Annotated in this window: 15 protein-coding genes; 6 read left to right on the forward strand and 9 right to left on the reverse strand. The window is 67.1% G+C overall.

Going from position 1 to position 15,254, the window contains the following annotated elements:
* Window positions 1-2: 2 nt before the first annotated feature.
* The 4 genes from O5I81_RS19210 to O5I81_RS19225 all read right to left on the reverse strand — a co-directional run bounded on the left by O5I81_RS19210 (window position 3) and on the right by O5I81_RS19225 (window position 2,244).
* On the reverse strand, window positions 3-557 hold the full coding sequence (locus tag O5I81_RS19210) for a F0F1 ATP synthase subunit delta (RefSeq protein ID WP_271066472.1): 555 nt from the start codon (window positions 555-557) through the stop codon (window positions 3-5).
* Window positions 558-944: 387 nt separating this feature from the next.
* The gene (locus tag O5I81_RS19215; RefSeq protein ID WP_271066473.1) at window positions 945-1,181 is read right to left on the reverse strand and encodes a hypothetical protein; all 237 of its coding nucleotides are present in this window, start codon (window positions 1,179-1,181) and stop codon (window positions 945-947) included.
* Window positions 1,182-1,313: 132 nt separating this feature from the next.
* Complete coding sequence (locus tag O5I81_RS19220) at window positions 1,314-1,640, reverse strand: hypothetical protein (protein ID WP_271066474.1); 327 nt, start codon at window positions 1,638-1,640, stop codon at window positions 1,314-1,316.
* 205 nt (window positions 1,641-1,845) lie between these two features.
* Window positions 1,846-2,244 carry a hypothetical protein gene (locus O5I81_RS19225; RefSeq protein WP_271066475.1) on the reverse strand — a complete coding sequence of 133 codons (399 nt, stop codon included), beginning with the start codon at window positions 2,242-2,244 and terminating at the stop codon, window positions 1,846-1,848.
* 146 nt (window positions 2,245-2,390) lie between these two features.
* On the opposite strand from O5I81_RS19225, the gene O5I81_RS19230 reads away from it, so the two are divergent.
* Together O5I81_RS19230 and O5I81_RS19235 are read left to right on the forward strand one after the other, a co-directional pair.
* Entirely contained in the window at window positions 2,391-3,719 is a 1,329-nt protein-coding gene (locus tag O5I81_RS19230) for an acyl-CoA dehydrogenase family protein (RefSeq protein ID WP_271066476.1), read from the forward strand.
* Between the two features lie 197 nt (window positions 3,720-3,916).
* Window positions 3,917-5,797: a calcium-binding protein gene (locus O5I81_RS19235; protein ID WP_271066477.1), complete on the forward strand. Its 1,881-nt coding sequence runs from the start codon at window positions 3,917-3,919 to the stop codon at window positions 5,795-5,797.
* A 124-nt stretch (window positions 5,798-5,921) separates the two neighbouring features.
* Here the strand turns inward: O5I81_RS19235 and O5I81_RS19240 are convergent, their stop codons facing one another.
* The 4 genes from O5I81_RS19240 to groES all read right to left on the reverse strand — a co-directional run bounded on the left by O5I81_RS19240 (window position 5,922) and on the right by groES (window position 10,660).
* Window positions 5,922-6,611 (reverse strand): DUF6624 domain-containing protein, encoded by a 690-nt coding sequence (locus O5I81_RS19240; protein ID WP_271066478.1) that lies wholly within the window; start codon window positions 6,609-6,611, stop codon window positions 5,922-5,924.
* 82 nt (window positions 6,612-6,693) lie between these two features.
* Entirely contained in the window at window positions 6,694-8,427 is a 1,734-nt protein-coding gene (locus tag O5I81_RS19245; RefSeq protein WP_271066479.1) for a hypothetical protein, read from the reverse strand.
* A 238-nt stretch (window positions 8,428-8,665) separates the two neighbouring features.
* Complete coding sequence (groL, locus tag O5I81_RS19250; RefSeq protein WP_271066480.1) at window positions 8,666-10,318, reverse strand: chaperonin GroEL; 1,653 nt, start codon at window positions 10,316-10,318, stop codon at window positions 8,666-8,668.
* Window positions 10,319-10,369: 51 nt separating this feature from the next.
* Window positions 10,370-10,660 carry a co-chaperone GroES gene (groES, locus tag O5I81_RS19255; protein WP_271066481.1) on the reverse strand — a complete coding sequence of 97 codons (291 nt, stop codon included), beginning with the start codon at window positions 10,658-10,660 and terminating at the stop codon, window positions 10,370-10,372.
* 433 nt (window positions 10,661-11,093) lie between these two features.
* Between groES and O5I81_RS19260 the strand changes: the two genes are divergently transcribed.
* From O5I81_RS19260 to O5I81_RS19270, 3 genes are all read left to right on the forward strand, one after another.
* Window positions 11,094-11,627, forward strand: coding sequence for a CDP-alcohol phosphatidyltransferase family protein (locus O5I81_RS19260; RefSeq protein WP_271066482.1), 534 nt, complete (start codon window positions 11,094-11,096; stop codon window positions 11,625-11,627).
* A 295-nt stretch (window positions 11,628-11,922) separates the two neighbouring features.
* The gene (mnmA, locus tag O5I81_RS19265; protein WP_271066483.1) at window positions 11,923-13,104 is read left to right on the forward strand and encodes a tRNA 2-thiouridine(34) synthase MnmA; all 1,182 of its coding nucleotides are present in this window, start codon (window positions 11,923-11,925) and stop codon (window positions 13,102-13,104) included.
* Complete coding sequence (locus tag O5I81_RS19270) at window positions 13,101-13,319, forward strand: hypothetical protein (protein WP_271066484.1); 219 nt, start codon at window positions 13,101-13,103, stop codon at window positions 13,317-13,319. The genes mnmA and O5I81_RS19270 overlap by 4 nt, the downstream gene beginning before the upstream one ends.
* Before the next feature lie 29 nt (window positions 13,320-13,348).
* Here O5I81_RS19270 and O5I81_RS19275 read toward each other — a convergent pair whose 3' ends face one another.
* Window positions 13,349-13,948, reverse strand: coding sequence for a hypothetical protein (locus tag O5I81_RS19275; protein ID WP_271066485.1), 600 nt, complete (start codon window positions 13,946-13,948; stop codon window positions 13,349-13,351).
* A 164-nt stretch (window positions 13,949-14,112) separates the two neighbouring features.
* On the opposite strand from O5I81_RS19275, the gene O5I81_RS19280 reads away from it, so the two are divergent.
* Window positions 14,113-15,192: a phosphotransferase family protein gene (locus O5I81_RS19280; protein ID WP_271066486.1), complete on the forward strand. Its 1,080-nt coding sequence runs from the start codon at window positions 14,113-14,115 to the stop codon at window positions 15,190-15,192.
* Window positions 15,193-15,254 lie beyond the last annotated feature (62 nt).

Here is a 15,254-nt window from a genome sequence, read left to right on the forward strand (position 1 = left end):
CGTTACGCTCTCTTCAGGGCGAATTTCAGGGAGTCGAGCTTCGACTTCAGCGAAGCATCGAACAGACGAGACCCGACGAGGACCTTGAGTCCGCCAAGCAGGGCGGGGTCCACGCGGGTGGTGATTTCCGGTTCCTTGCCCAGCGACTGGCGGAGCGCCGCGGCGATCCCCTTCGACTGGGCAGGCGTAAGCGGAAGAGCGGAAACGACTTCGGCGGTGACCGCGCCGCGATGGGCGGCGGCCAGGTTGCGGAAGGCGGTAATGACATGGGCCAGATCGCGGGCCCGGCCGTTGGCGGCCAGCAGACCCAGGAACTTGGCGGTCAGCATGTGCACCTTGGACTTGGCGGCGACGGCCACCAGGCCGCGGCCCTTGTCCTCGGCGGTAAAGGCCGGCGATTCGACCAGGCGCTTGAGGTCCTTGCTCTCGGCGAGCGCGCGCGAGAGCGTCTCCATGTCGGCCTCGACGGCCTTCAGGGCGTCATTGTCCATGGCCAGGTCGAACAGGGCCTGGGCGTATCGATCGCCCACATCGTTGGTCTTGCTGTCGTCCGCCAATTTGGTCCGTCCGGTGCGTTCTGTCCGTCGTCAGCAAGGTTGCCCTCACCACGATCCTAAAGGCTTGAAAGCGCTTGAGAAAAGCACGTGGGCGAGGGGGTCGTTACGAACCGCCTGCCCGAAGCCGCGCGCCTGATAGCACGGGGTGTTGTGCATCGCAACGTCGTGGGGAAATAAGGTTGGAACGGGGGAGATTTAGGCCCCTGCGGGGCCTCACGCAGGGTAAGCCATTCCCATACCCGCCCAACCCGTTCGTCATCCTCGGGCTTGTCCCGAGGACCCATTCGTCAGCTTCGACGACCGGACGGCATCGATCACCGCAACCAGCCCCATCCGTTCGCATGGCGGAGGAATGGGTCCTCGGGACAAGCCCGAGGATGACGGTGGTTAGGAAACGACCCGAAAAACCCCCTGCCCGCCCCCGGCGACTCGCCCGTCGGGCCAGGTGGCCCGGGCGCTGACGAAGACCAGGCTCCTGGTCGAGCGATCGACCGCGGTGGTCACCGCCAGCTCGCCCTCGCCGGCCGCGCCGAAATCGACGGCCAGCGACACCGGCGCCACGGGGCGGTCGGCGCCGGCGGCGGCGATCAGGGCGTCTTCCAGAACAACAGAGAGTCGGGTCATGCGGCGATGTCCTAATCGCGGGGCTGCAAAGAGAAAAGGGGCGGCCGGATGAACCGGCCGCCCCTTGACCATCCGCAAGGTCGAGTTTGCTCGAGGAAATGCACGGGCGGCGCGGAGGCCGCCCGGAAACGCTTACTTGTTGGCGGCGACCGAACGGGTGGTCGAAACGACCGAGCCGCACTTGGCCAGGTCATCGCTGCCCAGCGAGCCGAAGGCGACGACTTCGCCGACTTCCTTGCTCAGGGCCTTGCAGCCCTTGGTCGTGTCGGTGCGGGCCGGAGCGGCGGCGGCGACGCAGGTGGCGCCTTCGCAGTTCCAGACAGCGCCGCCGGCCACGACCTTGGTCTTGGCGGCGACCGGGGTCTTCAGCGAGACGACGATCTTGCCGTCACCGGCGAACGAGGCGCCCGAGAAGGCGAGCGACAGGGCGGCGGCAGCCGCGAGGACTTGGAGTTTCATGATGTGCCCTCCGGGCATTTTGGGTGGAAACGCTAGCTTGGATCGGATCAGTCTTTTTGCCCGGAACCCGCCGCTGTTTGTGCTGTCCGGTATCCCCACCGAACAGCGCGACGTGAACTAAGCACTGCTTAGATATCAACGATAACCTAAAAGCGCGCAAGCGGTTTTTTTGGCCGACCCGCAAAATTTTTGGAGGGCTGGAGAGTCAGCGCCCGAGGATGTCGCGAAAGCGCTGCTCGGCGGCGGAGTGGCGGTCATTCTCTTCGACCTGGTCCATCAGCACCACGCGCCGGTCGGGCCGGAACCAGTAGCCGTCGGTGGGTTGCTTGTTGGCCAGCGACCACATCACCGCCGAGGCGATGGAGCCGACCCCCGCCGCCGCCAGCACCGGCCAGATGGCGTGCAGGTCGTTGCCGATCATGGCGTCGATGCGCATGGCCAGCACCCGCTGCGCCGGATTGGTCTCGGCCAGGCGCCCCACCCAGGCGATCGTCGCGTGCAGGCCGCCCGACACCGCCAGCGAGATCGCCACGGCCAGCAGCGGCGGCCGGACGGTCATGCCCAGCAGCGCACCCAGGATGGCGGCGAAGATCAACATGGTCATGGAGGACCATCTGTCACCATACCCGTGAGTAATCTCTGAACGGCGCGGAAACCAAACTGCAATCGCTTGACGCCGGGTCACGGTTGCCGCGCGCGTCAACCGGCGCATACTGGGCGAAACAACAGAACCCATCGGGAGATACGGCCGTGGACTTCGCCCTGCCCCAATACCTCGTCGACTACCTCGCCGAGCTCGACCGCTTCATCGAGGAGAAGATCAATCCGATCCAGGCGCGCGACGATAACGAGCGCTTCTTCGATCACCGCCGCGAGCACGCCCGCACCGACTGGGACAACAACGGCCTGCCCCGCAAGGACTGGGAAGAGCTGCTGGCCGAATGCCGCAAGGTCGCCGACGAGGCCGGCCATCTGCGCTACGCCTGGCCGAAGGACATGGGCGGCAAGGCCGGTTCCAACCTCGACATGGCGGTGATCCGCGAGCACCTCGCCGCCAAGGGTCTCGGCCTCTTCAACGACCTGCAGACCGAGCACAGCATCGTCGGCAACAACCCCTTCATCCTGATGTTCAAGGAGTTCGCCACGCCGGAGCAATACGCCCGCGACGGCGAGAAGGTGCTGAACGGCACGATGCGCACGGCCTTCGGCCTGACCGAACCCAACCACGGCTCCGACGCCACCTTCATGGAGTCCACGGGCGTCCGCGAAGAGAAGGACGGCAAGCCTGGCTGGCGGGTCAAGGGCGAGAAGATGTGGACCACCGGCATGCACGTGGTCAGCCACGTCATGGTCTTCGCCCGCACCAGCGGCAAGGACGGCGACGCCCTCGGCATCACCTGCTTCATCGTGCCCCGCGAGCACATCAAGATCGAAGAGTGGATGTGGACCTTCAACATGCCCACCGACCACCCGCGCATCAGCTTCGACTGCTGGATTCCGGAAGACAGCTACTGGGGCCAGGTCGACCGCGGCCTGGGCCTCGGCCAGTCCTTCGTGCACCAGAACCGCATCCGCCAGGCGGCCAGTTCGCTGGGCGCCGCGGTCTACTGCATAGAAGAGAGTGTGAAGTACGCCCGCCAGCGCAAGCCGTTCGGCAAGCCGCTGAGCGACAACCAGGCCATCCAGTTCCCGCTCGTCGAGCTGGCCACCCAGTGCGAGATGCTGCGCCTCTTGATCCGCCAGACCGCCTGGCAGATGGACCACATGGAGCACAAGCAGATCGAGAAGGAGATCTCCGACAAGGTCTCGATGTGCAACTACTGGGGCAACCGCCTCTGCTGCGAGGCCGCCGACCGGGCCATGCAGGTCCACGGCGGCATGGGCTATTCTCGGCACAAGGCCTTCGAGCACATCTACCGCCACCACCGCCGCTACCGCATCACCGAAGGCTCGGAAGAGATCCAGATCCGGAAAGTGGCGGCCTTCCTGTTCGGCTACCTGGGCCCGAGGAAGAAGCTGTTCGCCGACGAAGCCGCCGCAAAGGCCGAATACACCCAGCCGATCCCGGCCCGGCACTAGCGCCATGGGGACGGGTTGGCCGCCTTGCGGCCTACCTGTCCCCGGTCAGCACGGACGGCTGGACCCGCGCTGACCCAGCCGTAGAGCAAGCCGGGGACATGTAGGCCGCTCGCGCGGCCAACACGTCCCCCATCCGGCCCACCCTTTGCACCCGTTTCGGGCAATTTCCGAAAACGGCACAGGGCGGAGCGGGTGAGATGAACTTTCGTGGCGGCGCGGGCGCGGACAGCTTCTTCGGCGGGTCCGAAAATGACACGGCCTACGGCTTCGCGGGCGACGACCAACTTCAGGGCAACGGCGGCGACGACGTCCTGGTCGGCCACGACGGCAACGACACCCTGAACGGCGGGGCCGGCGACGACTGGCTGGTCGGCGGAGCCGGCAGCGACCAGATGAACGGCATGGAGGGGATCGACTGGGTCTCCTACGAGGACGCCGTCTCGAAAGTCACCGTCGATCTGACCCTGGCCAACTGGCAGAACACCGGCGGCGGCGGCACGGACCGCATGATCGGCATCGAGAACCTCTACGGCTCGGCCTACAACGACAGCCTGCTGGGCGAGGCCGGGGCCAACACCCTGTCCGGCCAGCTGGGCGACGACATCCTCGACGGCCGGGCGGGCAATGACATCCTCAACGGCGGGGCCGGCAAGGACAGCCTGATCGGCGGCGAGGGCGATGACATTCTCAATGGCGGCGAAGGCGACGACAGCCTCAACGGCGGCGCGGGCATCGACTGGGCCTCGTACGAGGGCGCTGCGGCCGGCGTCACCCTCGACCTCCTGCTGACCACGGCCCAGAACACCGGCGGCGCCGGTCTCGACCGGCTGCTCTATATCGAGAACCTGGCCGGTTCGGCCTTCGGCGACGCCCTCGGCGGCAACACCCAGGCCAACACCCTGCGCGGCCTGGCCGGCGATGACAGCCTCTACGGCAAGGGCGGCAACGACGTCCTCGAAGGCGGCGATGGCGACGACTGGCTGGTCGGCGGCCTCGGCAACGACAACGTCATCGGCGGCGCCGGCGTCGACTGGGCCTCCTACGAGGACGCCGGCAAGGGCGTCACCGTCAGCCTGGCCATCACCGCCGCCCAGAACACTCTCGGGGCCGGGATCGACACCCTGACCGGCGTCGAGAACCTCTACGGCTCCAGCTTCGGCGACATCCTGACCGGCGACGCCGGCGCCAACCGCCTGCATGGCGCCGACGGCAATGACAAGCTCTACGGCGGTGACGGCGACGATACCCTGGCCCCCGGCATCGGCCAGGACCTGATCGACGGCGGGGCCGGGGTCGATACGGTCTCGTATGACGGCGCCGCCACCGGCGTCTTCGTCCAGCTCTGGAACGCCACCCCCCAGGAAACCGGCGTCGGGGCCCACACCTTCGTCGGCATCGAGAACATCTACGGCAGCGCCCAGCGCGACTTCCTGTGGGGCGACGCCAGCATCAACTGGCTGTCCGGAGCCGGCGGCGACGACTACCTCAACAGCTGGGGCTCGGGCGACACCCTCGACGGCGGGGCCGGCGACGACGTGCTGACCGGCACGGTCGGCGTCGTCACCCTGCTCGGCGGCGCCGGCAGCGACACCTTCGTCATGCCCTACAACGGCAAGCCGGCCACCATCGACCTGGCCAAGGCCGGGCCCCAGGTGGTGGGCGGCGACATGACCTTCACCCTCGACAGCATCGAGAACATCACCACCCGCATGGGCAATGACACCCTCTGGGCCAGCACGGCCCAGAACGACATCACCACCGGGACCGGGACCGACAAGGTGATCTGGCGCTCGCTGGCCGAGATCGGCAAGGGCGAGGCCGGCGGCGACCACATCCTCGACTGGGCCAGCGGCGACACGCTCGACGTCTCGCGCATCGACGCCAACAGCAAGGTCTCCGGCAACCAGGCCTTTGTCTGGGCCAGCGCCTTCACCGGCCAGGCCGGCCAGATGGTCGCCACCTGGGACGCGGCGACGGGGATCAGCCACCTGGCCTTCGACGTCAACGGCGACAAGATCGCCGACGCCGACCTCTACCTGCACGGCGCCCAGGCCAACGCCTATGGCTGGCTGCTGTAAGGGGGACGGGTTGGCCGCCTTGCGGCCTACCTGTCCCCGGTCAGCACCGACGGGTGAAGCGAGCTCGATCCAACCGTTTGCGCAAGCCGGGGACATGTAGGCCGCCCGGCGGCCAACACGTCCCCTACGTACAGGGCGGGTAGGTCTTCCAGTGCTCCAGGTATTCCGCGAAGGTCTGCGGGAAGCCCATCGCCTTGCGCCACTCCTCGACCCGGGCCGGGTCCTCGAGCTTTTCGGGGACCCACTTGCCGGCCTCGCAGGTCATCTGTGAGCCGTAGCGCTGCGGCCGGCCCTCGTTGATCGCCAGCCGGTCGTACATCAGCCCGAACGACTGCCCATCGACCTCGCCGGTGACCACCAGCGGCTCCAGCACCGGCACGAACCGCTTCCATTGCGCGACATCGCTGTGCTGGATGATGTGGAAGGCGGCGCCCGCCGCCTTGTCGCCATAGCGGCTCTTCAGGAACCAGCCCTCGGCCGGCACCATCTTCAACAGGGCCGCGAGGTTCTCGTCATCGGCCACCTGGATCGGGGCCCACATCGCCTTGCGCGCCGCCGCGATCTCCCCGGGCGGCAGGGTGGTCAGGTCGATCCCGGTCAGCACCCGCCGCCCGACCTGATCCATCGCCCCCATCCGCACCAGCTTCTCGGAATCGTTGGCCGGCGGGGGCAACGCCGCCTGGCGGGCGCGCTCGGCGTCCAGCGCCGCCTTGACCGGCGCGATCAGCGCCTGCGCCTGCGGCGACAACACAGCGTCCGCCGCCACGGCCGGCGCGGCGATCAGTAACAGGCAGGCGACAACGATACGCAGCATGGCGTTCCTCCCGACGCCGCCATTGGCGTTCGCGCCGGTGACAACAATGGGGCGCGGCGGGGGCCGAAGCGGGGCCGGACGGTCAGGGCCGCCGGCGGTCGTACTCGCTCTGCCGCATGACCCGGGTGGTGGTCCTGCCCCCTTCGGTCACCCGCACGGCGACCCAGGGGTCGGCGGGGGCGGCGCCGGCGGTGGTGCGGTAGGCGGCCATGGCGTCGGCGAAGCCGCTGGACCGGGCCCCCATGGCGCGCAGCCGGGCGGCGTTCTCCTGCCGCAGCCGTTCGTTTTCCAGGGAACGGTCGAACACCGCCTGGGGGACGCCGAGCCGGCGCGCGTTGGCGAACTGTTCGAGGGGCACGTCGCAGCGTTCGTACCAGCGACGGACGACCTGATCTCCCAGGGGCGCCGCCCTCTGCAGGGGGAAGGTGTAGCAGACCAGCGTCCCGGACTGGGCCATGCCAGCCTCGAAGGTGTTGAGTTCGGCCTGGCGGGCCTGTTCGGCCTCCCGGGCCAGGCGCGCCTGGTTGGCGGTGCGCCAGGCCTCTTCCCGGCGCTTGGCCTCGGCGTCGTACTGGGCCTGCCAGCGATGGACCTGATCCGTCGCGGCCTGGGCGCTGGCGAACCGATTGGGCGCGCCCTGGCGCGGGCCGTTCCAGTGGGTCTGGACGACCGCCCATTCACCCGAGGTCAGCCGACCGACGCCACTGTAGCTCTTTACATAATTGTCGAGGTCGAAGAACCGCAGGGCGGTGTAGCGTTCAGCGGGAACCTTGCCGGGTAGCCGGCCATCGGCCTGGGGGCCGAACGCGACCTGGTATCCTTTGGGGCTTCGATAGACGGCCCCCCAGAGGACCGCGTCATTGTCATCGGCCTGGCGCAGCACCGTGTAGCCGACCGAACCCTCCAGCGGCGCGACCGGCCGCCCCTCCCGGTCGAGGGGCATGTAGAGCCACATGCCGGGGAAGTCGGGGCCCAGGGGCGCCACGCGGCTGGCCAGCTGAATCCAGGGCGAGTTACGACCTCCATGGCGTCCGAACCCGTGCGGATACCGAAACACCTCGACCAGGCCGATCGGGGCGCTGATCGGTTCGCCGTTGCGGTCGATAACCTGGGCCAGACCCGTGCCGTCCGGGGCGGTGAAGTTCTGGAACATGACCGAGCCGGCCCGGGGCATCACCGCGTCGACCAATGTGGTGGCGCCGATCCCGCCGCCGGACGCGCTCCCCTGGCCGAACCGATCAACGCCGAACACGGCGCGGCCCCCAAGGCCGCTCACCAGCTTGGGCTGAAGGCTGTCGCCGGTGAACAACGCCATGGTCACGGTCGTCGAGTCCCCCGGACCGACGACCGGGTAGCCGACCACGATTGGACCGACCATGACCGGCCGGTCGGCGACTGCGCCGGGGTCGGCGCCGGGGAGCAGCGAGCGGTCCCTCCCCGGCCAGAGATAGGGCAGCTCGGGGCCCGGCGTCTTTCCATAGACCACGACCCGGATCCGTCCGAACCCGGCCTGCTGCACGGCATGCCGCGCGGACAGCGGAATGATCTCGCCCCCGCCCGACGCCAGAATCTTGCCGCGCTCATCGACCACCAGATGCTCGATCCAGCTCGCCCAGCCCCGGGCGCTGCAGCCGCGGGTCATGACGGCGTGCCGCACGAAGCTCGTGGCCCCCGGCGTAACCGGCACCTCAACCCGATACTGAAGCTCCGGCTTTGACGGCTTTCCGCAGGCCGGGCGCTTGGATTGCGCGGCGACGGGCGTCGCCAGGCTCAGCAGGAGGCCGACGACCAAGAGGACAGGGAAACAGGCACGCATCGCGGACAGACTCCTTCGCCTGCCTTTTGGGCCAGCCTCGGCCATGCCGTCTTCCTCAATATGGGGGGAGAAATCGGAACCCGGGCAGGCATCAACGGCCGTTACCGCCCTCAGCCGTCGGCCTTCCGCTGCGCCTCGCCCCTTCTCCCGCTTGTCGGGAGAAGGGCGCTTCGCGCAAAAGAAAGGGCGGGACCTTTCGATCCCGCCCTTCCCATACTCATAGCTCAAGCAGCGTGGACTAGAAGTCCATATCGCCCATGCCGCCCATGCCGCCGGGCATGCCGCCACCGGCGCCGCCGGCGGCCGCCTTCTTCGGCGCCTCGACGATGGCCGCTTCGGTGGTGATCAGCAGGCCGGCGACCGAGGCCGCGTCCTGCAGGGCCGTGCGGACGACCTTGGCCGGGTCGATGACGCCGGCCGCGACCATGTCGACGTACTCTTCGGTCTGGGCGTTGAAGCCGAAGGTGGCCGAGTCGCTTTCCAGGACCTTGCCGACCACGATCGAGCCTTCAACGCCGGCGTTTTCGGCGATCTGACGGATCGGGGCCTGCAGGGCGCGACGGACGATGGCGATGCCGTTGGTCTGGTCGGCGTTGTCGCCAACCATGCCGTCGAGGATCTTCGAGGCCTTCAGCAGGGCCACGCCGCCGCCGGGGACGATGCCTTCTTCCACGGCCGCGCGGGTCGCGTTGAGGGCGTCATCGACGCGGTCCTTCTTTTCCTTCACTTCGACTTCGGTCGAACCGCCGACGCGGACCACGGCAACACCGCCGGCCAGCTTGGCCAGACGTTCCTGCAGCTTTTCCTTGTCGTAGTCGCTGGTGGTGTCTTCGATCTGCTTCTTGATCTGGCCAATGCGGGCTTCGATGCCCTCCTTGGCGCCGACGCCGTCGACGATGGTGGTGTCGTCCTTGGTGATGGTGACCTTCTTGGCCTTGCCGAGCATCTCGAGGGTGACGTTCTCGAGCTTGATGCCCAGGTCTTCGCTGATCACTTCACCGCCGGTCAGGACGGCGATGTCTTCCAGCATGGCCTTGCGGCGGTCGCCGAAGCCCGGAGCCTTGACGGCGGCGACGCGCAGGCCGCCGCGCAGCTTGTTGACCACCAGGGTGGCCAGGGCTTCGCCTTCGATGTCCTCGGCGATGATCAGCAGGGGACGACCCGACTGGACCACGGCTTCCAGGACCGGCAGCAGGGGCTGGAGGCCCGACAGCTTCTTCTCGAACAGCAGGATCATCGGCTCTTCGAGCACGACTTCCATCTTGTCGGCGTTGGTAATGAAGTAGGGCGACAGGTAGCCGCGGTCGAACTGCATGCCTTCGACGACGTCGAGTTCGGTCTCGGCGGTCTTGGCTTCTTCAACCGTGATGACGCCTTCGTTGCCGACCTTTTCCATGGCGCGGGCGATCATCTCGCCGACTTCGCTGTCGCCGTTGGCCGAGATGGTGCCGACCTGGGCGATTTCGCTGTTGGCCGAGACCTTCTTGGAGGTCGACTGGATTTCGGCGATGACCTTGGCCACGGCCTTGTCGATGCCGCGCTTCAGGTCCATCGGGTTCATGCCGGCGGCGACCGACTTCAGGCCTTCGACGACGATGGCTTGCGCCAGCACGGTGGCGGTGGTGGTGCCGTCACCGGCCTTGTCGTTGGTCTTGCTCGCGACTTCGCGGATCATCTGGGCGCCGAGGTTCTCGAAGCGATCGCTCAGTTCGATTTCCTTGGCGACCGAGACGCCGTCCTTGGTCGAGCGCGGGGCGCCGAAGGACTTTTCGATCACGACGTTGCGGCCCTTGGGGCCCAGGGTCACCTTCACCGCGTTGGCGAGGATGTTGACGCCGCGCAGCATGCGGTCACGGGCGTCGGAGGAGAAATAGACGTCTTTGGCGGCCATGATGGTTGCCTTCTTTCAGTAGGAAATTGGAGGGAAGGAAGCGGTGGCTGATTAAGCCTGCAGGACGCCCAGGACGTCGCTTTCCTTCATGATGATCAGGTCTTCACCGTCGACCTTGACCTCGGTGCCCGACCACTTGCCGAACAGGATCTTGTCGCCGGCCTTCAGTTCCAGGGGCTGGACCTTGCCGGAGTCGTCACGCGCGCCGGGGCCGACGGCGACGACTTCGCCTTCCTGCGGCTTTTCCTTGGCGGTGTCGGGGATGATGATCCCACCTTTGGTCTTGGACTCTTCTTCGACGCGCTTCACCAGGACGCGGTCGCCAAGGGGGCGAAATTTCATCGGATGCTCTCCGTTCGATGACTGACTTGTTGGTTCGCAGGCATGGGAGCGGCCGCTGTTAGCAGTCCTCTCCCGTGAGTGCCAACGGTGGCGGGGAAGTAGGAGCGGGGGCCAACGGAGTCAAGGGACGGGGCTGTGAAGTTTCGATGGCGGGCAGGGGTTTGGAGTGGGCGCGACTGTCTAAACTCTCCGCCCTCCGGGCGGAGGACCGCTTTCGAGCCTTCAAGCGAGAAAGCAGGAGGCGGGCCCCACCGGCGTCGGAAGGTTGGCGCGTTTCCTTGACCCACCGGCGGCGGCTTTCGCCCTTCACCTCCGCCGGTGGACGTCCCGCCTCCTGGTTTGTCGCTCACGCTCCAAACCTGTCCTCCGCCCCAAGGGCGGAGAGTTGAAAACCGCGATTGCCGCAGGGCCATCCGTCAGCGACCCTCACCGCATGATCTCCAACACCATCACCCTGTTCCGCATCGCCCTGATCGCGCCGCTGTTCTGGCTGCTGATCAGCAACGCCGGCTGGCCCGCCGTCGCCGTCTACCTCGCGGCCGGCCTGCTCGACGTCGTCGATGGCCAGGTCGCCCGCCGCCTGAACGAGACCTCCCGCCTGGGCGCCATGCTCGACCTCGTCGGCGACCGCCTGCTGACCTTCGTCATGGTGCTGGGCCTGGCCGTGGCCGGCGCCCTGGACGGCTGGGTCGCCGCCGCCGCCGCTGTCCTCGCCGGCCGCTGCTTCGTGGTCGCCACCCTCAACGAAGCCCTTGGCAACGAAAACAAGGTCGGCGGCTCGAAGCTGGAGGCCGCCAAGATCGCCTGCCAGTTCGCCGGCCTGGCCCTGCTGGCCGCCCCGGGCTTCCCGCTCGGCCCCGTCCAGTCGATGGACGTCGGCGCCGCCCTCACCATCCTCTCGGCCCTGCTGACCCTGATCACCGTCTTCGGCTACCTGCGCACGGGCCTGGCGCGGCTACGCTCCTGACTTTTCCAATCCCGGGTATGCCCGATTGCCGGCCGTCTCCAGACGCCTCCGCCGCGCCCATGGAGGCGGGGTGGGTTTGGGGTGGTCACCCGGTAGGTTCCGGACGGGCGCCGGGGACGACTTTGGCGGCCTTCAGAGTGGTCATTGGTGGGATATAAAATACTGATTTAACTCAACTAATTTTCCCGCCCCATATCGCATTCCATGCCGATGTCGTATACTGGGCGCCGCTTCGACCCCGGCGCCGCCGCCCCTTGCCTCGCAATTTGACCCCCAAACCTCTACATAGCGCGCCATGACGACCGCCCTTTCCCCTTCCGCCGTGGACGCCGCGCTCGACGCCGTGCGCGCGGCCGTCGGCCTGCCGGCCGGCAGCCGGATCGTGGCGGCGATGTCGGGCGGGGTGGACTCGACGGTGACCGCCGCCCTGCTGCACCGGGCCGGCTACGACGTCGTCGGCGTCACCCTGCAGCTCTACGACCACGGCGCGGCCATCCAGAAGAAGGGCGCCTGCTGCGCCGGCCAGGATATCCACGACGCCCGCACCGCCTCCGACGCCATCGGCATCCCGCACTACGTCCTCGACTACGAAAGCCGCTTCAAGGACCAGGTCATCGAGGAGTTCGCCGACGCCTACCTGCGCGGCGAGACGCCGATCCCCTGCGTGCGCTGCAATCAAACCGTGAAGTTCCGCGACCTGCTCGACGTCGCCCGCGACCTGGGCGCCGTGGCCATGGCCACCGGCCACTACGTCCAGCGCGTGGAGGCCGGCAATCACGCCGAACTGCGCCGCGCCGCCGACCCGGCCAAGGACCAGAGCTACTTCCTGTTCGCCACCACGGCCGAGCAGCTGGACTTCCTGCGCTTTCCGCTGGGCGGCATGAGCAAGCCGCAGGTGCGGGCCATCGCCGCCGAGCTGGGCCTCACCGCCGCCGACAAGCCCGACAGCCAGGACATCTGCTTTGTCCCTGAGGGAAAGTACCACACCGTCATCGACCGCATCCGCCCGCAGGGCGCTTTGCCGGGCGAGATCGTCCACATGGACGGCCGTGTGCTCGGGACCCACGAGGGCGTCACCCGCTACACCATCGGCCAACGCCGGGGCCTGAACGTGGCGGTCGGCGACCCGCTGTTCGTCACCCGCATCGATGCCGACAAACGCCAGGTCATCGTCGGCCCGCGCGAGGCGCTGCTGACCACCGCCCTGACCCTGAAAGAGACCAACTGGCTGGGCGACGAGACCTTCGCGGAAGCCTGCGCCGCCGGCCGCCCGGTCCTGGCCCGCGTGCGCTCGACCCGCGAGCCGGTCCCCGGCCGCCTGTCGCTGGTCGATGGCCAGCCCGCCGTCGCCCTCGACACCCACGAGGAAGGCGTCGCCCCCGGCCAGGCCTGCGTCCTCTATGCGCCGGAAGCCCCGGGCCGCGTGCTCGGCGGCGGCTTCATCGCCACGGCGGTGCGGGCGGAGCTGGCGGCGTGATCGACATCCCGGTCGGCGTCAGCCTCGCCCTCATCGGCCTGCTGGCCCTGGTCGCCTTGGTGCGCAGCCTGAAGACCGGCACCCTGGCGGTCTTCTTCACCAAACGCCCCGACATCGTCCGCGCCGAGGAGCCGCTGCGCTTCTGGACGCAGTTCGCCAGCGTCGGGGTGGTGGCGCTGATCGCGCTGTTCGTGGCGAGCATCCTGCTGACCTGAATGAATCGCTGCACGCTGAAAGACCCGCACTAAGGTTTGGGGATGAACCTGTCGAGCCGCGCAATGAGCATTTCCGCCGCGCCAGAGTCTGACTCGTCCAGAAAGTCCAACATCGCTAGTACCGTTCGGCAATCCTCATCCCGCCGACAAGCCATTTCTGCCGTATCGGGGAGGTCACAATAACCATCTTTGATTTGATTGATAACCTCCTTGTTGGTCGAACAGCCAGCGCTTTCCAGATATCGCTTCCGAGTTCCGGAAGCAGGCACGAGCGCATCTAGCTCTGCTAACTGCCGGTAAGATGAACCTCGATCCGCCCAGTCGCGAATGCACTGTGCCGCGATGTCTCGACACGGACCTAGCTTCTCACGAATGAACGCACGGTAGAATCGAAGAGCTAGTCGAGCCATACCCGCATCGCCCTTGGTGAAGATATCGCTGGATTGTTGGATTTCGCGATCAATGTGTGAGAGCTGTTCTGACGTTCTCCAGGACGACTTCGAGAAACGTTGATTCACGTTGTGCAGTGTTGCATTGAAGATATAGAGCGCACCGGGGCACTCGTTCTGCTGCTGATCAATTGCGGATTTCGCAAAGACAGGCCAAAGCTGGCTAGCCTTTTCGTCCAATGAAGCCCTACTTTTGAATGGCCACATCATCGGCTCGCCTCCCTGCCTTGGAGCCTAGTTAGCTACGAGACTGACTGCAACGATTGCCCCCGAGCCTTGCGCCTCCGCCTTCCCCCGCTAAAGTGCGCCAACTTCAAACAAGCGTACGAATTGGGGACGAGACCATGGCCGACGCCGCGCCCAGCGCCCAGGACCTGAACAGTGGCACCGAGCCGCTCGACGAGCGCACCTGGATCGACGCCGAGAAGCTGCTGCCGTGGCTGGAAGCCAACGTCGAAGGCTTCAAGGGCCCGCTGGAAATCCGCAAGTTCAAGGGCGGCCAGTCGAACCCGACCTATCAGCTGGTCACGCCGTCCCAGCGCTACGTCCTGCGCCGCAAGCCGCCGGGCAAGCTGTTGCCGAGCGCCCACGCCGTCGACCGCGAGTACAAGGTCATCGCGGCGCTGAACAAGGTGAACTTCCCGGTCGCAAAGGCCTACGCCCTGTGCATGGACGAGAGCATCGTCGGCACCATCTTCTACGTCATGGAGCAGGTCGAGGGCCGCATCCTGTGGGACGGCACCCTGCCCGACTACAGCCCCGCCGAGCGCCGCAAGATCTATGAAGCCGAGATCGGCACGCTCGCGGCCCTGCACAACGTCGACTACAAGGCCATCGGCCTGGAGGACTACGGCAAGCCCGGCAACTATTTCAGCCGCCAGGTCAGCCGCTGGACCAAGCAATACCAGGCCTCCGAAACCTCGGTGATCCCGGAGATGAACCAGCTGATCGCCTGGTTCCCCGACCACACGCCGGAGGACGACATGACCTCGATCGTCCATGGCGACTACCGCCTGGACAACATGATCCTGCACCCGACCGAGCAGAAGGTCGCCGCCGTCCTCGACTGGGAACTCTCGACCCTCGGCAACCCGCTGGCCGATTTCAGCTACTTCCTGATGAGCTGGGTCATGCCCAGCCAGGAGCGGGGCGGCCTGTCCGGCATCGACGACCTGACCACCTACGGCATCCCGACCATCGACGAGGCGGTTGCCCAGTACTGCAAGGCCACGGGCCGCGACGGCCTGCCCAACCTCGACTGGTACTTCGCCTACAACCTCTTCCGCCTGGCCGGCATCTGCCAGGGCATCGTCGGCCGCGTCCGCGACGGCACCGCCAACTCTGCCCACGCCGCGACCATGGAAGCCCGGGTGCCGGTGCTGGCCAGGGGCGCCTGGGAATTCGCCCAGAAGGCGGGGGCCTAGACCTCTAGCCGGGGCGCGGCGGGCGGTGCACTGTGCCGCCCTTCATTCAGTACGGGGCTGTT

The organism is Caulobacter sp. NIBR1757, assembly GCF_027912495.1.
GTDB lineage: Bacteria > Pseudomonadota > Alphaproteobacteria > Caulobacterales > Caulobacteraceae > Caulobacter.